This is a genomic window from Arthrobacter sp. C152 (assembly GCF_054890965.1).
In genome coordinates this window covers 1-19,270 of the sequence record NZ_JBTZSU010000032.1, presented here as the reverse complement: position 1 = coordinate 19,270, position 19,270 = coordinate 1, and the positions used below count along the sequence as shown (strand labels likewise).

Annotated in this window: 17 protein-coding genes; 8 read left to right on the top strand and 9 right to left on the bottom strand. The window is 67.8% G+C overall.

Annotated elements, in window-relative coordinates; translation table 11 throughout:
* Window positions 1-82 precede the first annotated feature (82 nt).
* Window positions 83-2,116 carry a Stk1 family PASTA domain-containing Ser/Thr kinase gene (pknB, locus tag ACYSM9_RS17495; RefSeq protein WP_461858229.1) on the top strand — a complete coding sequence of 678 codons (2,034 nt, stop codon included), beginning with the start codon at window positions 83-85 and terminating at the stop codon, window positions 2,114-2,116.
* A gap of 57 nt (window positions 2,117-2,173) precedes the next feature.
* On the opposite strand, the gene ACYSM9_RS17490 is transcribed toward pknB, so the two are convergent.
* Both ACYSM9_RS17490 and ACYSM9_RS17485 read right to left on the bottom strand, forming a co-directional pair.
* Window positions 2,174-3,568 (bottom strand): class II 3-deoxy-7-phosphoheptulonate synthase, encoded by a 1,395-nt coding sequence (locus ACYSM9_RS17490; RefSeq protein WP_461858228.1) that lies wholly within the window; start codon window positions 3,566-3,568, stop codon window positions 2,174-2,176.
* Window positions 3,569-3,664: 96 nt separating this feature from the next.
* On the bottom strand, window positions 3,665-4,483 hold the full coding sequence (locus tag ACYSM9_RS17485) for a lysophospholipid acyltransferase family protein (protein WP_461858227.1): 819 nt from the start codon (window positions 4,481-4,483) through the stop codon (window positions 3,665-3,667).
* A gap of 111 nt (window positions 4,484-4,594) precedes the next feature.
* Here ACYSM9_RS17485 and ACYSM9_RS17480 point away from each other — a divergent pair, with 111 nt between their 5' ends.
* From ACYSM9_RS17480 to ACYSM9_RS17470, 3 genes are read left to right on the top strand one after another with little or no spacing between them, the layout of a single operon-like run.
* Complete coding sequence (locus tag ACYSM9_RS17480; RefSeq protein WP_461858226.1) at window positions 4,595-5,383, top strand: alpha/beta hydrolase; 789 nt, start codon at window positions 4,595-4,597, stop codon at window positions 5,381-5,383.
* The gene (locus ACYSM9_RS17475) at window positions 5,380-6,162 is read left to right on the top strand and encodes an alpha/beta hydrolase (protein WP_461858225.1); all 783 of its coding nucleotides are present in this window, start codon (window positions 5,380-5,382) and stop codon (window positions 6,160-6,162) included. The genes ACYSM9_RS17480 and ACYSM9_RS17475 overlap by 4 nt, the downstream gene beginning before the upstream one ends.
* Window positions 6,149-6,715, top strand: coding sequence for a hypothetical protein (locus ACYSM9_RS17470; RefSeq protein WP_461858224.1), 567 nt, complete (start codon window positions 6,149-6,151; stop codon window positions 6,713-6,715). Before ACYSM9_RS17475 ends, ACYSM9_RS17470 begins: the two co-directional genes overlap by 14 nt.
* Here ACYSM9_RS17470 and ACYSM9_RS17465 read toward each other — a convergent pair.
* Window positions 6,712-7,806 carry an ROK family glucokinase gene (locus ACYSM9_RS17465; protein WP_461858223.1) on the bottom strand — a complete coding sequence of 365 codons (1,095 nt, stop codon included), beginning with the start codon at window positions 7,804-7,806 and terminating at the stop codon, window positions 6,712-6,714. The genes ACYSM9_RS17470 and ACYSM9_RS17465 overlap by 4 nt on opposite strands.
* A gap of 171 nt (window positions 7,807-7,977) precedes the next feature.
* Between ACYSM9_RS17465 and ACYSM9_RS17460 the strand changes: the two genes are divergently transcribed.
* Window positions 7,978-9,786 carry an AMP-dependent synthetase/ligase gene (locus ACYSM9_RS17460; RefSeq protein WP_461858222.1) on the top strand — a complete coding sequence of 603 codons (1,809 nt, stop codon included), beginning with the start codon at window positions 7,978-7,980 and terminating at the stop codon, window positions 9,784-9,786.
* A 72-nt stretch (window positions 9,787-9,858) separates the two neighbouring features.
* On the opposite strand, the gene ACYSM9_RS17455 is transcribed toward ACYSM9_RS17460, so the two are convergent.
* Window positions 9,859-13,257 (bottom strand): pyruvate carboxylase, encoded by a 3,399-nt coding sequence (locus tag ACYSM9_RS17455; protein WP_461858221.1) that lies wholly within the window; start codon window positions 13,255-13,257, stop codon window positions 9,859-9,861.
* Window positions 13,258-13,559: 302 nt separating this feature from the next.
* Here ACYSM9_RS17455 and ACYSM9_RS17450 point away from each other — a divergent pair, with 302 nt between their 5' ends.
* The gene (locus ACYSM9_RS17450) at window positions 13,560-14,378 is read left to right on the top strand and encodes a ParA family protein (protein ID WP_461858220.1); all 819 of its coding nucleotides are present in this window, start codon (window positions 13,560-13,562) and stop codon (window positions 14,376-14,378) included.
* 115 nt (window positions 14,379-14,493) lie between these two features.
* On the opposite strand, the gene ACYSM9_RS17445 is transcribed toward ACYSM9_RS17450, so the two are convergent.
* From ACYSM9_RS17445 to gcvH, 5 genes are all read right to left on the bottom strand, one after another.
* Entirely contained in the window at window positions 14,494-15,087 is a 594-nt protein-coding gene (locus ACYSM9_RS17445; protein ID WP_461858219.1) for a MerR family transcriptional regulator, read from the bottom strand.
* Between the two features lie 230 nt (window positions 15,088-15,317).
* Window positions 15,318-15,821, bottom strand: coding sequence for a bifunctional nuclease family protein (locus ACYSM9_RS17440; RefSeq protein WP_043453120.1), 504 nt, complete (start codon window positions 15,819-15,821; stop codon window positions 15,318-15,320).
* Window positions 15,821-16,537, bottom strand: a complete 717-nt coding sequence (gene ftsR / locus ACYSM9_RS17435) for a transcriptional regulator FtsR (RefSeq protein ID WP_461858255.1) — start codon at window positions 16,535-16,537, stop codon at window positions 15,821-15,823. The genes ACYSM9_RS17440 and ftsR overlap by 1 nt, the downstream gene beginning before the upstream one ends.
* A 23-nt stretch (window positions 16,538-16,560) precedes the next feature.
* Window positions 16,561-17,037: an FHA domain-containing protein gene (locus ACYSM9_RS17430; RefSeq protein WP_461858218.1), complete on the bottom strand. Its 477-nt coding sequence runs from the start codon at window positions 17,035-17,037 to the stop codon at window positions 16,561-16,563.
* A 153-nt stretch (window positions 17,038-17,190) separates the two neighbouring features.
* Window positions 17,191-17,577 carry a glycine cleavage system protein GcvH gene (gene gcvH, locus ACYSM9_RS17425; RefSeq protein WP_461858217.1) on the bottom strand — a complete coding sequence of 129 codons (387 nt, stop codon included), beginning with the start codon at window positions 17,575-17,577 and terminating at the stop codon, window positions 17,191-17,193.
* 161 nt (window positions 17,578-17,738) lie between these two features.
* Here gcvH and ACYSM9_RS17420 point away from each other — a divergent pair, with 161 nt between their 5' ends.
* Together ACYSM9_RS17420 and ACYSM9_RS17415 are read left to right on the top strand one after the other, a co-directional pair.
* Window positions 17,739-18,608: an Fpg/Nei family DNA glycosylase gene (locus ACYSM9_RS17420; protein WP_461858216.1), complete on the top strand. Its 870-nt coding sequence runs from the start codon at window positions 17,739-17,741 to the stop codon at window positions 18,606-18,608.
* Window positions 18,609-18,784: 176 nt separating this feature from the next.
* The coding region (locus tag ACYSM9_RS17415; protein WP_461858215.1) for an LGFP repeat-containing protein at window positions 18,785-19,270 on the top strand (486 nt) is incomplete at its 3' end.

Below are 19,270 nucleotides of genomic sequence, written 5' to 3'. Positions count from 1 at the left end.
GACACAACAGCGGGTCCGAACCGTTACCGGTTCGGACCCGTTCCGTTTCAGGCACCTTTGGCCGCGGGATTAGGATCGTAAGGTGCAGGAACACGTGACAGACCCCCTGGTGGGTACGCTGGTGGACAACCGCTACGCCGTCACCTCGAGGCTGGCCCGCGGCGGAATGTCCACCGTATACCTGGCTGTCGACCAGAGGCTGGACCGCGAAGTGGCGCTCAAAGTGCTGCACCCGCACCTCGCTGCGGATGAGAACTTTCTGGGCCGGCTCGGCCGTGAAGCCAAGGCCGCAGCCCGGCTCTCCCATCCGCACGTCGTCGGTGTCCTCGACCAGGGCACGGACGGCCACACCGCGTACCTGGTCATGGAGTACATCAAGGGCCACACGCTCCGCGACGTCATCAGGGACAGGGGCGCGTTGCCGCCCCGGCTCGCCCTGGCGCTCATCGATCCCGTCATCGAAGGCCTGGGGGCCGCGCATGCGGCGGGCTTCATCCACCGTGACGTGAAACCGGAGAACGTCCTGATTGCCGATGACGGCAGGATCAAGATCGGTGACTTCGGGCTGGCCCGGGCCGTCACCAGCTCAACCAGCAGCGGTGCCTTGATCGGGACAGTCGCGTATATATCGCCCGAGCTCGTCCTGGGCAAGCCGGCAGATGCCCGCAGCGATGTCTATGCCGTGGGCATCATGCTCTACGAAATGCTCACCGGGAAGCAGCCCTTCGACGGCGAGGTTCCCATCCAGGTGGCATACCAGCACGTGAACGGCGCCGTCGGCCCGGCGTCGGACCTTGTCCCGGGACTGGCGGCGGAAGTGGACGAACTGGTCCAGTGGTGCACCGCCAACGACCCGGAGAACCGACCGGTTGACGGCAACGCGCTCCTCCAGGAACTCCGTCACATCCGTACCAACCTCACGGACGCGGAACTGGACCTGCAGCCCCCGGCCGCCGTCACAGCCAGCGCCCAGCAGCACCAAACCGAAGTCCTGGCGGCCTCCAGCAATCCCACCACCCTGATGCCGGCCGGCAGGCCGGCGGCCCCGGCACACCCACCTGGCCGCCACCCGGGCCTGGCCCTGCCCGACGACGGGGACGCCGGCGTCGGCTGGTCTCCCCCGCCGCCGCGCCCCAGCAAACGGGCCGTACGCCGGGCCGAAAAGGAAGACGCGCGGGACCGGGCACGGGCGGCGGCCACCCCGGCGAGGATGCTTCGGGAGGGAAATCCGCGGCGGCGCGGACTCCTATGGGTGATCGTCCTGATACTCGCTGCACTGCTCGCCACGGGTGCGGGGTGGTTCTTTGGCATGGGGCCGGGCGCTCCTGCCGCCGTACCGGCCGTGGCCAACAAGACCGTGGCGCAGGCGCAGCAGATGCTCGACGCGGCGGGTTTCCGCTCGACGACGAGCGATGTCTTCGACGACCAGGTGCCGACGGGACTGGTGGTGGGCAGCGAGCCGGACGCCGGGACGGAGATCAGGAAATTCCAGCCGGTGTCCCTGCTCGTCTCCAAGGGTCCCCAGCTGTTTCCGTTGCCGAAGCTCACGGGCGGTAGCCTCGACCAGGCAAAGGATGCCCTGAATTCAGCCGGTATGGCGCTGGGCACCGTCACTGAGCAGTTCGATGAGAAGGCGGCAGCAGGAACGGTATTGTCCCAGGATCCGGCTGCCGGAACTCCCGCCCGGCATGGCACTCCGGTGGCCATGGGGGTGTCCAAGGGGCCGCAGCCGATCCCTGTTCCCTCCGTGGTGGGAAAGTCCAAGGGCGAGGCCGTGAACGCCATTGACGCCGCAGGCCTGAAGGCCGACGTCGCCCGCGATGAGGTGTTCGACCGCACCGTCCCCGAGGGCGCGGTCGTCAGCCAGGCCCCGGCGAACGGAACCCTGACCCGTGGCGGCACCGTGACGCTGACCATCTCCAAAGGCCCGCGGATGGTGGACGTGCCAAGCTTCATCGGGAAGCAGGCCGCGGAGGCCCGGAAGGCCCTGGAGGCCCTGGGGTTCCAGGTCAAGGTGAACAACATCCTCGGCGGATTCTTCGGCACGGTCCGGGACCAGGACCCCGTGAACCGAAAGGCGCCGGAAGGCTCGGTCGTCACCATCACGGTGGTGTAGCCCGGCCCGGCTGCCCTGCGGCGGGCTGTTATCGCCGCCCACCGCAGGGAGCAGACATCAGTGCTTCGCCAGGGCGCCTGCCACGAGGAACGCCATTTCCAGCGACTGCATGTGGTTCAGGCGCGGATCGCACACGGACTCGTAGCGGTCCAGGAACGCGTCCTGGTCGATCGGATCCGCGCCGCCGAGGCATTCGGCCACGTCGTCGCCCGTCATCTCCACGTGCAGGCCGCCGGGAACCGTGCCCAGCCCGTGGTGCACTTCGAAGAACCCGCGCACTTCGTCGATTACGTCGTCGAAATTGCGCGTCTTGTAGCCGTTGGGCGAGGTGACCGTGTTGCCGTGCATGGGGTCGGTGACCCACAGCACCTGCGCACCGGACGCGGTGACCTTTTCGACGACGGCCGGCAGCTTTTCGCGGATGTTGCCGGCACCCATGCGCGTGATGAAGGTCAGGCGGCCGGGTTCGCGTTCGGGGTCCAGCTTGTCGATCAGCCGCAGCGCGTCGTCGCCCGTGGTCGACGGGCCGAGCTTGACGCCGATGGGGTTGCGGACGCGCGAGAGGAAGTCCACGTGCGCGTGGTCGAGTTCCCGGGTGCGCTCGCCGATCCACAGGAAGTGGGCCGAGGTGTCGTACGGGAAGCCGGTGCGGGAGTCGATCCGGGTCAGGGCGCGCTCGTAGTCCAGCAGCAGGGCCTCGTGGCTGGCGAAGAACTCGACCCGTTTGAGGGCCTCGAAGTCGGCGCCGCAGGAGTCCATGAACTTGATGGCGCGGTCGATGTCCCTGGCCAGGGACTCGTAGCGGGCGTGGGCAGGGTTCTCGGTGAAGCCCTTGTTCCACTGGTGCACCGACCGAAGGTCGGCGAACCCGCCCTGGGTAAAGGCCCGGATGAGGTTCAGCGTGGAGGCGGAGGTGTGGTACGCGCGGAGCATCCGGGAGGCGTCATGGCCGCGGGACTCGGGCGTGAAGTCGTAACCGTTGACGATGTCGCCGCGGTAGGCAGGCAGGGTGACGCCGTTGCGGGTCTCGTCATTGGAGGAGCGCGGTTTGGCGAACTGGCCGGCCATGCGGCCCATCTTGATGACCGGCATGGCCGCACCGTACGTGAGCACGACGGCCATCTGGAGGATGGTCTTGACGCGGGCGCTGATCTTGTCGGCAGTGGCCGCTTCAAACGTTTCGGCGCAGTCGCCGCCCTGCAGCAGGAACGCCTTGCCCTGGGCCGCGGCGGCCAGCCGCTGCCGCAGCACGTCCACCTCGCCGGCGAAGACGAGCGGCGGAAGGACGGAGAGTTCCTTGACCGAGGCCTCAAAGACCTCCCGGTCCTGCCAGCTGGGCTGCTGCGAGATGGGAAGGTCCCGCCAGTTGTCGAGTCCGGGATAGTTGGCCGCTCCGCTCTGGGCGGTGCTGGACAGCGTAAAGGCGGGTTTTGCAGATAGCTCAGTCACCATCTAAGACTAGCGGCAGGCCGCGGCCGGTGGACACCGCCCTGTCACGCTGCCCGGCCGGGGCGTCACAACTGAACCCGGGCCCGGCTGGGCCTGCCGTTAACCGGCGGCGGAGGTGCCGCCGTCGTCCTCGCTGCGCCGTTGGCTGCCGGCGGCTGTATCGGTGTCCTGCACAAGCCCGCCCTCCACAGGTCCGGGTGCGGCCAGTGGCTCAGCCACCGCCTCCGGTTCCGCCGGCTTGCCCGCGAGACGGAGCTTGACCACAGCGGCGTATTCGTCCACGTACTCCTGGCCCGAGAGGCGCATCAACCGGGCCATGATGTCGTCAGTGACCTTGCGCTGGACTGTCCTGTCCTCTGCCTGGTCGCGGTACTGGCTGAAGTCCAGGGGTTCGCCAAAGACCATGCCGATCCGCCGGATGTTGGGGAGGCGCTTGCCGATGGGCTGGACCTTGTCGGTTCCGATCATGGCCACGGGAATGACGGGCACACCTGCCTGCAGCGCAAGCCTGGCGACCCCGACCTTTCCGCGGTACAACCGGCCGTCCGGGCTCCGCGTTCCCTCGGGGTAGATACCCAGCAACCCGCCGTGGTTCAGCACTTCCATGCCGGCGTTCAGCGAGGCGGCGGAAGCGGCTCCCCCGGACCTGTCCATGGGCAGCTGGTTGGTGAGCCGGAAGAACGCCGCCGTCAGCCTGCCTTTGACGCCCGTGCCCGTGAAGTATTCGGACTTGGCCAGGAACACCACCGGCCGGCGGACCATGAGCGGCATGAAAATGGAATCGGAAAACGACAGGTGGTTGGAGGCGATGATGGCCGCCCCGTGCGCCGGGATATTGTCGAGGCCTTTGACCCAGGGCCGGAAGAGCAGCTTGATCACCGGACCGAGGAAGATCCTTTTCATGACCCAATAGAACACGTAGTGACCCTCTCCGGAAGGCGGCTCCCAGCCCTGCAACGGGCCTGGCCAGCGGATTCAATGCAACCCTACTCTAGTGAGATTTGGCTGGAACAGTGACACGATGGAGTCATGACTGAAAGCAGCATCCCGTCCCGTCCAGCCGCTTTCAGCTACCCCGGCCACGGTCCCAATGCCCGCACCGGCGTTGCCATCTGCCATGGCTTTACCGGCAGCCCCCTGAGCGTGATGCCGTGGGCCCAGCACCTGGCGGAGCAGGGCTACGCCGTCACGGTCCCCCTTTTGCCGGGGCATGGAACGGACTGGCGCCAGCTGGCGCGCACCGGGTGGCGCGACTGGTACCACAGCTATGAAACCGCCTTCCTGGATCTTTCGGCGCGAACGGATTCCTGCTTCGCGGCAGGCCTGTCCATGGGCGGCGCCATCGCCCTGTTCACGGCCTCCCGCCATCCCGTGGCCGGCGTCACCGTGGTCAACCCGGGCCTGAGTTTCTACGACCGAAGGGTCCGGGTGATCGGGCTGCTCAAGTATTTCCAGCGGACCACCATCCCCATCCAGGAGGACCAGACCGGGGCACCGCACACCGACGACGGCGACTATTCGCGGACGCCGCTGGCCGCCGTGCACGAGCTCAAGAAGCTGTTTGCCACAACAATCCGCAGCCTGCCCGCCGTGTCCGCGCCGGTCCAGGTCTTCAAGTCGCGCACCGACGCCGTCGTGCCGCCAACCTCCCTGGCACTGCTGAAGAAGGGCCTCGGCGCCAACCTGGTGCAGGTGGTCGACCTTGCCGGCAGCGGCCATGTGGCTACCCTTGACGTTGACGCGCCCTTGATCTTCGCGGAGTCGGGCGCTTTCGTCGCCGCCCATGCCCGCCGCACCAGCCCTTTGGAGACGCCATGACCGCCGGCCCCGACCACAGCCCCTTCAGCAGCGCGTTCAGCAGCGAGGGTTCCCGCACCGGGGTGGTCCTGTCCCACGGCTTCACGGGAAGCCCGCACGGGCTCCGCACCTGGGCGCACGCACTCGCCGCTGCCGGGTTCGCCGTCCGGATGCCGCTGCTGCCCGGCCACGGGACGAGCTGGCAGGACCTCAACCGGACGCGGTGGCAGCAGTGGCACGGGGCCCTGGACCAGGCCTACCTGGAACTCGACGCCGAATGTGACCACGTCTTTGCCGCCGGGCTGAGCATGGGCGGGGCGCTGGCGCTGCGGATCGCCGCCACCCGGCCGGTGGCCGGAGTGGTCCTGGTCAACCCGGGCCTGACGGTCGATGACCCCCGCGCCCCGCTGGCCGGGATCCTGAAGCTGGTGCTCAAGAGCACCCCCGCGATCGGCAATGACATCCTCAAGGCCGGCATGGACGAGGGTGCCTACACCCGCACGCCCGTCGCGGCAGCCCATGAGCTCAACAAGATGTTCAAGGACACTGTCCGGCTCCTGCCGCGGGTCACGGCGCCTGTCCAGGTGTACCGCTCGGCCGTGGACCATGTGGTGTCGGATTCGAGCATGGCGCTGCTCCGGCGCGGGCTGACGCATGCGCCGCTGGAAGTGGTGCGGCTTGAGAACAGCTACCACGTTGCCACGCTCGATAACGACGCTGAGCGCATCTTCGAGGGATCCGTGGCCTTTATCCGGCGCATCCTGCAGGCCGGGCAGGAGCTCCGCCATGGCCAGGCCTGACCCCGGGGTGCCGGATCCCGGCGCCAACCAGGACGACGCCGTGTGGCTCGACCTGGTGGCGCGCCTCGAATCGGATGTCGTCGCAACGCGGCCGGACCCGCCGGTACCCGGCGGGCAACCCCCTGCCGGCGCAACCGGCGCCTCCGGCAAGCCGGCGCCGTCGTTCCGCGACTTCGATCCCCTGGGGCTGGCCGGAACGCCGCCGGCAGACGGGTCAGCGGCCAGGACTGCGGCGCCCGACGGCACGGCCCGCGGCGAGCACGCGCCGCCGGACGATCCGGCCGGACCACGGGACTATGAAGTGGACGACGACGGCGGGGAGTTCATCCCCGAGGAGCCGCCCAGCCTGGCCGGCACGGACCCGCTGACCATGCTTGCCTGGCTTGCCGCCGTCGGCGGACCGGTCGCCCTGCTGCTGTCGGCGATGTTCTGGCGCTCCGCGCCGTTGCTGGCCATTGTGGGCATCGTCGCCGTGTTCGTTTTAGGCACGGTGTACCTGATCATGAAGCTGCCGCAGGAAAAGGATGGGGACGACGACGGCGCCCGGGTCTAACGCGCTCCCTGGCTGCGCACGCGGCTGCTGACCCGGGAGAGGTCGGCGGCGCCGATCAGTCCGGCGTTCGGGCCCAGGGCGGCGAGCTCGATGCCTGCCTCCGGGCGGAAGCCGCGGCCGGTCAGGTTCCGCGCGAACGCCTTCCGGGCAGGTTCCACGAGCAGGTCCCCCGCCGAACACAGACCGCCGCCGATGACGAAGAGCCCAGGGTCCAGTGCAGCGGCGAGGTTTGCGAGGCCCAGGCCGAGCCACTCTCCTACTTCCTCGATCAGTTCCCGCGACGCCCGGTCGCCGGCCAGGGCCAGCTCCGTCACGATGGCCCCGGTGATGTCTTCCGGATGTCCCCCGGCCGCGGCCAGCAGGTCCTGGGCAACGGGGGAGTTTGCCCGGGCCAGCAGCCTGGCTTCCCGGCCCAGGGCGTTGCCGGAAGCGTACTGTTCCCAGCATCCCCGGTTGCCGCACTCGCACCGGTGGCCGCCGGGCATGATGACCTGGTGGCCGAACTCCCCGGCTACCCCGAACCGTCCGCGTTCCAGCCTGCCGTCCATGACCATGGCTCCGCCGATGCCGGTGCCCAGCGTGATGCACACCAGCCTGTCTTCGCCCTGGCCCGCCCCGAAACGCCACTCGGCCCAGGCCGCGGCGTCGGCGTCGTTGGTCAGGAGTACCGGACGGCGGAGGAGCCGCTCCAGGTTCTCGCGCAACGGCTCGTTCCGCCAGGCCAGGTGCGGGCTGAAGAGGACGGTTCCGCCGGCGAGGTCCATCCAGCCGGCGGCACCGATGCCCACGGACCTGATCCGGTGCCCGCGGCTGAGCTCCTCGACCAGTTCCACGATGACCCGCTCCACTGCCCGGGGGTCGGTTCCGGGCGTGGACCGGCGTGCCTCATTCAGGATGTGGCCCTCGGCATCGACGACGCCGGCAGCCACCTTGGTTCCCCCAATGTCGATCCCGATGGCAAGGCCCTTGCGGTTGAGGCGCAGGTGGTTCCGCGCGGCATGCCCGGGCAGCCTGCCCGGCCGGTAGCCGGTGCGGCGCGGTGCCGGTCTTTTGAGGGGGCCGGCCTGTTCGCCGGGCAACGGTCCGTACATAGTGACCCATTCTAGGCGCGGCGCAGGATTGTCTTGACATACGCAGTCCATGTCTTTCCGCATTGACGGCTAAGTTACTCGCCAGTAGGTTTGGGTACTGCACAGTCCCGCCGCGGGTACTAGTCTTTAGGCATGGCCCGGCGCGGGACTTCGGATATCAAAGGAGCTATAGTGCGCGAATTCAGTGTTCCGCCTCTTGTTGTTGTCCCAACGGAAACAAACATCACGGACCTGGTGCTGCGGCAAGCAGGCAAGCCCAGCAACCCCGCACTGTTTTCGCGCCGGGATTCGGCCGGCTCGTGGCAGGACGTCCGGGCCACCGACTTCCTGGCCGACGTCCGGGCCCTGGCAAAAGGCCTGATCGCCAGCGGCGTGGGGGCCGGGGACCGCGTGGGCATCATGTCGCGCACCCGCTACGAGTGGGCCCTGGTGGATTTCTCCATCTGGTTCGCGGGGGCCGTTTCCGTTCCCATCTATGAAACCTCCTCTCCTTCCCAGGTCGCCTGGAACCTCGGTGATTCCGGCGCCGTAGCCGCGTTCGGCGAGTCCGCCCACCACGAAAATGTCATCCGCCAGGCAGTGAATGCGGAGGGGCTCTCAGCGCTGCAGCACGTCTGGCAGCTCGAGGGGCAGGGCCTGGAGGCACTCCGCGAGGCGGGACGCGGCGTCACCGACGACGAACTGGAGTCCCGCCGCAGCGCTGCGGGCCTTCGCGACGTCGCCACCATCATTTACACGTCCGGCACCACGGGCCGGCCCAAGGGCTGTGAACTGACCCACGGCAACTTCGTCGAACTCTCGGACAACGCGCTGGCCATCATCGGCGAGATCGTCCACGAGAACGCCAAGACCATCATGTTCCTCCCGCTGGCTCACGTGTTCGCCCGCTTCATTTCAGTCCTGGCGATGGCGGCCGGGACCACCGTCGCCCACACTCCGGACATCAAGAACCTCCTGGCGGACTTGCAGAGCTACGAGCCGACGTTCATCCTTGCCGTGCCGCGCGTGTTCGAAAAGGTCTACAACTCGGCGCTGACCAAGGCCGAGGACGGCGGCAAGGGCGCCATTTTCCACCGGGCCGCGGAGACGGCCATCGCGTTCTCGAAGGCCCGCCAGCACGGCCGCGTGGGGCTTGGCCTGAAACTGCGGCATGCTTTGTTCGACAAGCTGGTCTACGGGAAGCTGCGCGCGGCCATGGGCGGCCACGTCGCCCACGCGGTGTCCGGCGGAGGTCCGCTCGGCGAGCGGCTGGGCCACTTCTTCCAGGGCATCGGGCTGCAGGTGCTGGAGGGCTACGGCCTCACGGAAACCACGGCACCGATCACCGTCAACACCCCGTCGCGGATCAAGATCGGGTCCGTGGGCAAGCCGCTGCCTGGAAACGCCGTGAGGATTGCCGACGACGGCGAGATCCTCGCCAAGGGCGTCTGCGTCATGCGCGGGTACTACCAGCGTGAGGACCTGACGGCGGAGGCGTTTGCTGACGGCTGGTTCCGCACCGGAGACATCGGCAGGCTGGACGAGGACGGCTTCGTCTGGATCACAGGCCGCAAGAAGGAGATCATCGTCACCGCCGGCGGCAAGAACGTCATCCCCGCCCTGCTTGAGGACCAGATCCGCGCCGATGCCCTGGTGTCGCAGGTGCTGGTGGTGGGCGACAACCGGCCCTTCATCGGGGCCCTGGTGACGCTGGACCAGGAGGCGCTGCCCGGCTGGCTCCAGCGGCATGGCCTGCCGGCAGACACGTCCCTGGAGGCCGCTGCGGACAACCCGGTGGTGAGGGCCGCGGTGCAGGACCTGATCACCGCCGCCAACGGCTCCGTGTCCCAGGCCGAGGCCATCAAGTCCTTCCGCATCGTGCCGGCCGACTTCACAGAGGCCTCCGGGCATCTGACGCCCTCCATGAAGGTCAAGCGTGCGCAGGTGATGAAGGACTTCGAGAACGTCATCGAGGACATGTACTCGGCGCCCCGCGCCTGACGCGCTCCCGCCCAACGCCAAAGGGCCGCTCCGAACGGAGCGGCCCTTTGGTTTGCCGCAGTGCGGCGCTGCCTACTGTTCGATGACCAGCAGCAGGTCCCCGCCCTGGACCTGCTCCACCGACGAAATGGCGAGGCGGCTGACCTTGCCGCCCACCGGCGTCGTAATGGATGCTTCCATCTTCATCGCCTCAATGGTGGCCACGGTGTCGCCGGCCTTGACCGTCTCCCCCGGCTTGACCGTCACGGTGACGGCGCCCGCGAACGGTGCAGCCACCTGTCCCGGCTGGGACGGATCGGCCTTTTCGGCGGTCTTGACGTTGCTGACCACCGAACGGTCGCGGACCGCCACCGGCCGCGACTGGCCATTGAGGGTGCACATGACCGTGCGCATGCCCTTCTCATCGGGCTCCGAAACGGCTTCCAGGGAGGCGATCAGCCGGACGCCGCGCTCCAGCTGGATTTCGTGCTCGGTGCCGCGCTGGAGGCCGTACAGGTAGTCGCGGGTGTCCAGCACCGAGATGTTGCCGTAGGTCTCCACGCTCTTCAGGTAGTCCCTGGTGGGTCCGTCGAAGAGCAGCCGGTTCAGGGTGTGCTGGCGGGTCTTGGAGTCGGACTTCAGCGCCGCACTGTCCTCTGCGCTGAGCTCGACGTCGCGGACCTTCACGCTCCGGCCCTGCAGGGCCTTGGTGCGGAAGGGCTCGGGCCAGCCTCCCGGAGGATCGCCCAGTTCGCCGGACAGGAAGCCGATCACGGAATCGGGGATGTCGTAGTTCTGCGGGTTCGCTTCGAAGTCGGCGGGATCGGCGTTGAGGCCCACCAGGTGCAGGGCGAGGTCGCCCACCACTTTGGACGATGGGGTCACCTTCACCAGGTGGCCCAGGATGCGGTCGGCCGCGGTGTACATGTCCTCGATGGCCTCGAACCGCTCCCCCAGCCCCAGGGCCATGGCCTGCTGGCGGAGGTTGGACAGTTGGCCCCCGGGGATCTCGTGCTTGTACACCCGGCCGGTGGGGCCCGGCAGGCCCGACTCGAACGGCGCGTAGACACGGCGGACCGCTTCCCAGTACGGCTCAAGGGAGCTGACGGCTTCCAGGCTCAGGCCCGTGTCGCGCGGGGTGTGCGCCAGGGCTGCCACGAGGGCCGACGCCGAGACCTGGCTGGTGGTGCCGGCGAGCGACGCCGAAGCGACGTCCACGGCGTCCACGCCGGCGTCCACGGCAGCCAGCAGGGTGGCCAGCTGGCCACCGGCGGTGTCGTGCGTGTGCAGGTGCACGGGCAGGTCGAAACGCTCGCGCAGGGCGGTGACGAGCCTGGCGGCCGCGGCGGGACGCAGCAGGCCGGCCATGTCCTTGATGGCCAGGATGTGGGCGCCGGCGTCGACGATCTTCTGCGCCAGGTCCAGGTAGTAGTCCAGCGTGTACAGCTTCTCGGCCGGGTCCAGCAGGTCGCCGGTGTAGCAGAGCGCAACCTCGGCGACGGCGGTTCCGGTGGCGCGGACGGCGCGGATGGCGGGTGCCATCTGGCTGACGTCGTTCAGGGCGTCGAAGATGCGGAAGATGTCGATGCCGGTGGCCGCTGCCTCGTTGACGAACGCCTCGGTGACTTCCTCGGGGTACGGGGTGTAGCCAACGGTGTTGCGGCCCCGGAGCAGCATCTGGATACAGACATTCGGCATGGCTGCGCGCAGTGCCGCCAGCCGGTCCCAGGGGTCCTCACCCAGGAAGCGCAGTGCGACGTCGTAGGTGGCGCCGCCCCAGGCTTCCACGGACAGCAGTTCCGGCAGCAGGTGCGTGACGGCGGGTCCTGCGGCCACGAGGTCGCGGGTGCGGACACGGGTTGCCAGCAGCGATTGGTGGGCGTCGCGGAAGGTGGTGTCCGTAACGGCGACGGCGGTCTGCTCGCGCAGTGCCCTGGCGAACCCTTCCGGGCCGAGCTCCAGGAGTTTCTGCCGGGAACCCGGGGCGGCCTGCTGGCCCTTGAAGGAGGGCAGCTTGTCGGCGGGGTTCGAGTGGACGGCCAGCTCGCCGTTGGGCTTGTTAACGGTGACGTCGGCCAGCCAGGTGAGCAGCTTGGTGCCACGGTCGGCGGAGACGCGGGCCTTGAGCAGCTGCGGGCGCTGGTCGATGAAGTTGGTCGCGACGTCGCCGGCGATGAAGTCGGGGTCGTCCAGGACGGCCTGCAGGAAGGGGATGTTCGTGGAGACGCCGCGGATGCGGAATTCGGCCAGGGCACGGCGGGCACGTGCGACGGCGGCCGGGTAGTCCCTGCCGCGGCAGGTCAGCTTGACCAGCATGGAGTCGAAGTGCGGGCTGATCTCGGCACCGGAGTAGACGGTGCCGCCGTCGAGCCGCACGCCGGCTCCGCCGGCGGAGCGGTAGCCGGTGATCTTTCCGACGTCCGGGCGGAAGCCGTTGGCCGGGTCCTCGGTGGTGATGCGGCTCTGCAGGGCGGCGCCCTTGAGGTGCACGGAGTCCTGCGACAGTCCCAGGTCCGCGAGCGTCTCCCCTGAGGCGATCCGCATCTGGGCCTGCACCAGGTCCACATCCGTGACTTCCTCCGTCACGGTGTGTTCCACCTGGATGCGGGGGTTCATCTCGATGAAGACGTGCTGGCCGGCCCGCTCGCCTTCGGTGTCCACGAGGAACTCCACCGTGCCGGCGTTGACGTAGTTCAGGGCCTGGGCAAACTTGACGGCGTCCCGGTAGAGGGCCTGGCGGATGCTGTCGTCCAGGTTGGGTGCCGGGGCGATCTCGATGACCTTCTGGTGGCGGCGCTGGATGGAGCAGTCACGCTCAAAGAGGTGCATGACGTTGCCCTCGGCGTCAGCCAGGATCTGCACTTCGATGTGCCGCGGGCGCAGGACGGCCTGTTCCAGGAACATGGTGGGGTCACCGAATGCGGCGTCGGCTTCGCGCATGGCTGACTTCAGGGCCTCGGGCAGTGCCTCGCGGGTGTCGACCCGGCGCATGCCGCGCCCGCCGCCGCCGGCGACGGCCTTGGCAAAGATGGGGAAGCCGATCTCATCCGCGGCTGCCAGCAGTTCGTCCAGGTCCTTGGACGGTTCGCTGGACTTGAGCACCGGCACGCCTGCTTCGCGGGCGGCCTTGAGGGCAGCCACCTTGTTGCCGGCAAGCTCCAGGACCTCGGCGGGCGGGCCAACGAACGTGATGCCGGCCTCCTTGGCCGCGCGGGCCAGCTCCGGGTTCTCGGAAAGGAAACCGTAACCGGGGTAGATCGCGTCGGCCCCGGATTCCTTGGCGACCCGAATGACCTCATCGACGTCCAGGTAGGCCCGGACCGGATGTCCTTCCTCCCCGATCAGGTACGCCTCATCAGCTTTCTGGCGGTGGATGGAGTTCCTGTCTTCATGCGGGAAGACGGCAACAGTCTTGGCGCCCAGCTCGTAGCCGGCGCGGAAGGCCCTGATCGCGATTTCGCCGCGGTTGGCCACCAGAACTTTGGAAAACATACTTCTCCTGCATCATTGCGGGGTGGATCGGTGAGTGGTCACAGTGTCTAGGACCTACAAGGACAAACACAAATCTTTGTGTCGACCATCACAGATTTCCCCGTCATGTCCCGAACGCTTACAGCCTGGCTGGCGGAATCCGCCCCGGCAGCACAGTCGGTGCCATGCCGACGCCCGATTAAGCAGGATTCGCCGACGCATCAACATATGATGAGTAGGGCGGCAGGACCGTCCGGCTTCGGCTCTGCCGCAGCAAACATTACCCCCAACACTGCATCCGGCGTTAGGTTTTGGTCTCTCAAGTGCAAGTAGTCAGCATCAGCAGCCTTAAGGGTGGAGTCGGCAAGACTTCCGTCACCACAGGACTGGCGTCTGCGGCGCTGGCCGCGGGAGTCCGCACGCTGGTGGTGGACCTCGATCCGCACGCCGATGCCACCACCGCCCTCGGCGTCCAGCCAGGCGACCAGCTGGACGTGGGCCGGATGCTGAAGAGCCCCCGCCGCGCCAAGCTGGCCGAGAACGTCGTCCGCAGTTCCTGGACTGACCGGGCCCACACCAACGGCTCCGGGCCCGCCGTCCTGGATGTCGCAGTCGGCTCCGCCTACACCGGCATCTACGACCGGCCGGACCTTGGCCGGCGCGACCTCCGCCGGCTTTCCACGGTCCTCGCCGGCGCTGACACCTACCAGCTGGTCCTGGTGGACTGCCCGCCGTCGCTCAATGGCCTCACGCGCATGGCGTGGGCAGCCAGTGACAAGGTGGCCCTCGTTGCCGAGCCCGGCCTGTTCTCGGTGGCCGGCACGGAGCGCACCATGCGGGCCATCCAGCTGTTCAAGCAGGAGTTCGCGCCGAACCTTTCGCCTGCCGGAATTGTGGCCAACCGGGTCCGGTCCGGCTCGTCCGAGCACACCTACCGACTGGCCGAGATGGAATCCATGTTCGGCGAGCTGCTGCTCAGCCCGCGCATCCCGGAGCAGGCCAACTGGCAGCAGATCCAAGGCGCGGCACATCCCGTGCACCACTGGCCCGGGGATTCAGCCAAATCCGCCGCGGAGCTGTTTGACGACCTCCTCGCCAACCTGATGTCGGCCGGCAACGGCCTGCGCAGCCGCGCCCGGTAGCCTGCGCCGCGCCCGCCAGCCCGGGCCGCCAGCCCGGGCCGCCTGCACAACGCAGACGGCAAGGCAGAGGGGCCGCTCTCCAGGAGAGCGGCCCCTCTGTTGGTTCCAAAATGCTTTAGCTGATCTTGCGCGCGGCCCGGCGCTTGCTGAGTTCGTCGTCGGGGAAAGTCTGCTCGGCGGCGTGCTCGCTGGGCAGGGAGGCGAGGCTGCCTTCGACTTCCCGCCACACGCGTCCTACGGCGATGCCGAAAACGCCCTGCCCGCCCTGCACGAGATCGATGACCTCGTCCGCGGATGTGCATTCGTAGACGCTGGCGCCGTCGCTCATGAGCGTGATTTGGGCCAGGTCCTCCACCCCGCGTTCGCGCAGGTGTTCGACGGCGGTGCGGATCTGCTGCAGGGAGACTCCGGTGTCAAGGAGCCGCTTGACCACCTTGAGGACGAGGATGTCGCGGAAGCCGTAGAGCCGCTGCGATCCGGACCCTGCCGCGCCCCGAACGGCCGGCTCCACAAGACCTGTGCGCGCCCAGTAGTCGAGCTGGCGGTAGGTGATTCCGGCGGCCTTGCACGCGGTGGGCCCGCGGTAGCCGGCGTCCTCGTCCAGCACCGGGAGGTCCTCGGTGAACAGGAGGCCCTGGGCACCGCTCACGGGCACAGCAACACCAGCCGTGGGCTGTTTCAGCCCGCCTGCTTCGCCTTTGGGACTCACCTGGATCCTCCTTGTCGTACGCTCCCGATAACCAGTTCAGCAGACGTGGCATGACGACCATGCGTGTGATTCCCGCGGGGCGCACTTTCCAGTGTGACTTGCGCGGCTGCCGTAGGCAAGGGAACTTGATACTTCGACGTTAGGCCCGGGGGGCCCCGAGGTCAAAGACGTTGGGCCGTTGGAAATGGCGTGTCGAAACTTTCAGCCTCAACTTTAACCTTAACGTGACCTTAGCCGTCGAAGTCCTCGGGCTCCACGTCGTCCAGGAACTCCCGGAAACGGCGCAGTTCGCGCTCCTCGTCCACGGTGGGGCCGGGCTCTGCGTCTTCTCCCTCATCGTGTTCGGTGATGCGCACCCCGGCTTCGTCCATCACGGAGTCAGCGCACCAGATCCGGCACTTGGCGCGCAGCGCAATGGCAAGGGCGTCGGAGGCACGGGAACTGACGGTCGTCCCGTTTTCGAACTGGAGCTGGCCGTAGAAGATGTTGTCCTCCACAGCCACGATGTTCACGCTGACCACAGAGTGCCCCAGCGACTCCACGACGTCGACCAGGAGGTCGTGGGTCATGGGCCGGGGCGGGACCACGCCCTGCTGGGCGAGGGCGATGGCGCTGGCCTCGGGGGTGCCGATCCAAATGGGCACGTGCCGTTCCCCGTGCATCTCCTTGAGCAGGACCAGGGGCTGGTTGGAGGGCAGTTCGATGCGAACGCCTACGATCTCGACTTCAATCATCAGATGTCCATGCGTGAGATGTGGTCCTGCACCAGGGCCCGGTGCAGGGTAAGGCAGAGGTCGCTGATCTCACGGGCGGCCTCGGCTGCCCGTGCCTGCGATGCCGGGTCCTTGCGTGAGGCAAGGGGTGCCACGGCTCGTTCCACCAGGCCGAATTCCCGTTCGGCCGCCGCCTGGAAAGGGCGCAGGTGCCGCGGCTCCAGGCCGTGGCTTTCCAGCTGGACACACGCACGCGCCACCTGGAGGGCGTGTTCATCGAACTGGCCGTTGCTGTGGCTGATGAGCCCGAAGCTCAGGAGCGATTGGAGCAGGGGCACGCTGGCGCCGGACTCGGTCCGCAGCTGTTCCTCGGTCAGCTTCCGGCCCCGGCTCTGCAGCTCCGCGGCGAGCTCGTCCGAGACGATCCGCGGGGAAACGACGACGCCGGCGGGCAGGTTGTCCGGCCGCTCTCCCCTGTCGATGGCGTCAAGGTAGTCCTTGATGACTTTCAGGGGCAGGTACTGGTCGCGCTGCAGGGCCAGCACGAAGCGCAGCCGCTCAACGTCGGCGTCGGAATACTGCCGGTAACCCGCCGGGGTGCGGCGGGGATTGATCAGTCCCTTTTCTTCCAGGAACCGGATTTTTGACGCTGTCATGCCAGGGAAGTCCGCACTGAGCTGGGCGAGGACTTCGCCGATGTTCAGGACCTGGGGGCCCCGGCGTTCCGGTTGTGCCATTGCCACAGGCAGCGGTCCCCGGATCAGCCGCGGCCTGCAGCTGTGGCAGGGCTCAGGTAGAAGGTGAGGCGGAACTTGCCGATCTGGACTTCGCTGCCGGACTTCAGCTCAACCCGGTCAACGCGGTCGTGGTTGACGTAGGTGCCGTTGAGGCTGTTCTTGTCCACCACTTCGAAGCTGCGCGCGGTGCGGTGGAACTCGACGTGGCGGCGGGACACCGTGACGTCGTCCAGGAAGATGTCCGCGTCCGGGTGCCGGCCGGCGGTGGTGACGTCCGAGTCGAGCAGGAAGCGGGCGCCGGCGTTCGGGCCGCTGTGCGCCACGAGCAGCGCGGAACCGGCAGGCAGCGCCTCCACGGAGTTCCGCTCATCGGATGACAGCTTCGGTGCGATGGTGGGTTCATCGGTGACCGGGGTGAGATGGATCGAGGTGGTCTCCGACGCCTTAGCCGCACCCGTGCCGTAATCCCCATCGGCAGGGTTGTGTGTGTGGCCAGCCATGGATTCCTCCTCTTCGACGCTGCAGGCCCCAAGCCTGCAGCCAACGTTTACCCTCCGGCCCTGGCAGGTCCGGCCCCGGCTCCCCATCCGGCCGCTGACGTGCGAAGACGTCCTGCCTGCGACGCGGGGCCGGACCGGAAATACCGGTTAGCTTTAGCCTACCTGCTGTTCGTACTCCGATGCACTGAGCAACGAGTCAACGGCGTCCGGTTCGGCCAGTTTGACCTCGATGAGCCAGCCGTCACCGTAGGGATCGGTGTTGATCAGGGCCGAATCAGTGTCCAGGGAGTCGTTGCGGGCCACCACTTCACCGCTCACGGGCGCGTAGATGTCGCTGACGCTCTTGGTGGACTCCACCTCGCCCACGACTTCGTTTGCCGTAATCTTCGTGCCGGCTTCGGGCATCTGGGCGTAGACAACATCTCCAAGCGCGTCCTGGGCGAAATCGGTGATTCCCACGCGGACCACGCCGTCGGCGTTGGGGGCCGATACCCACTCGTGTTCGGCGGTGTAGGACAGGTCTTCGGGAATGTTGCTCATGGGAGGCCTTTCATCGGGGTACACCAACGTCGCGGCCCTGTGATCGGGCCGCCGCTGAAAGTATAGGCACAACTGCCGGAGCCACCGCCCGGCTTTCTGACAAGATGGGACGCATGAGGGCAATCGCCGCTGGAGCATCATCGGGACAGGACGGGTAGGCCATGCCGGAAATGCCCGAGGTTGCCGGGCTGGCCGCGTTCCTGGACGAACAGTTGCGGGGAATGGTGGTCAGCAAGGTGCAGATCGTCTCCTTCGCCGTACTCAAGACCGCCGACCCGCCCTTCACGGCCCTGGAGGGCCGTACCGTTTCCGGTGTCCGCAGGTTCGGAAAATTCATCAGCATCGACACGGACGGGCTGTGCCTGGTGTTCCACCTCGCGCGGGCGGGCTGGCTGCGGTTCACGGACTCCCCCGCTGACAGCCAGCTGCGGATGGGAAAGGGCCTGATCGCGGTCCGCTGCGCCTTTTCAGGCCCCGATGGCCCGCGCGGCTTTGACCTGACGGAAGCGGGAACCAAGAAGAGCCTTGCCGTTTACGTGGTGCGTGATCCTTCGGAGGTGCCCGGCGTCGCCACCCTGGGCCCGGATCCGTTCACGGAAGCGTTCGACGCCGACATGCTGGCTGAAATCCTGGCCGGCAGTTCGCAGCAGATCAAGGGACTCCTGCGCAGCCAGAGCGTCATCGCCGGCATCGGCAACGCCTACAGCGACGAGATCCTGCACGCGGCCAGGATCTCGCCCTTCGCCGTGGCAAAGTCCCTTGACCGGCAGACGGTCCGGGTCTTGTACGATGCGATCCACAGCGTTCTGGGCGAGGCGATGGCCGAGGCGCACGGCAAGCCGCCCAAGGATCTCAAGGACGTCAAGCGAAGCCACATGCGTGTGCATGCCCGCACGGGGCAGGCCTGCCCGGTGTGCGGCGACACGGTGCGTGAGGTGTCGTTCGCGGACACGGCGCTCCAGTACTGCCCCACCTGCCAGACCAAGGGCAAAATCCTCGCCGACCGGCGGACATCCAAGTTCCTGAAATAGGAAGATCCGGCGGCCCCCTTTCCTCGACCTGTCAAAGTCTTCGGATTGCGGCTCGGGACTTCTGGTCCTACCCGGGCACGCCCTGGCGCCGTAGCGTCTTGACCAAGGCACGCATGTCTTGATCAGCACGGAGGGGTACCATGCGGCAGTCTCGACCGGCCGTCCTCGGAATGGCTTTGGCCCTCGCCCTCGGCGGCGGCCTCGGGGGCACGGCTCTGGGGTTTCCCCCGGCCGCCGCATCGGCGGCGGCTGCGCAGCTGGGCATTCCGGCATCGATGGCGGTCGAACAGGCTGGCGACGACGCGATTGTCCAGCACTACGAGCAGCTCGGCGGCAGCTCATCGTTCCTCGGCACGCCGGTCGGCAACCCATACGACATCCCTGGGGGTCGCGCCCAGGAATACAGTTACGGCACGATCTACTGGAGCCCGGGCACCGGAGCGCACGAAGTGCACGGCGCGATCCGCGGACACTATCTCGCACTCGGCGGCCCCGCCGGCATACTCGGCCTCCCGCTCACCGACGAAACCGCCACCCCCGGCGCCGCCGGCCGATACAACGACTTCGCCGCAGGCTCGATCTACTGGAGCCCCGGCACCGGAGCCCGCGAAGTGCACGGCGCGATCCGCGGACACTATCTCGCACTCGGCGGCCCCGCCGGC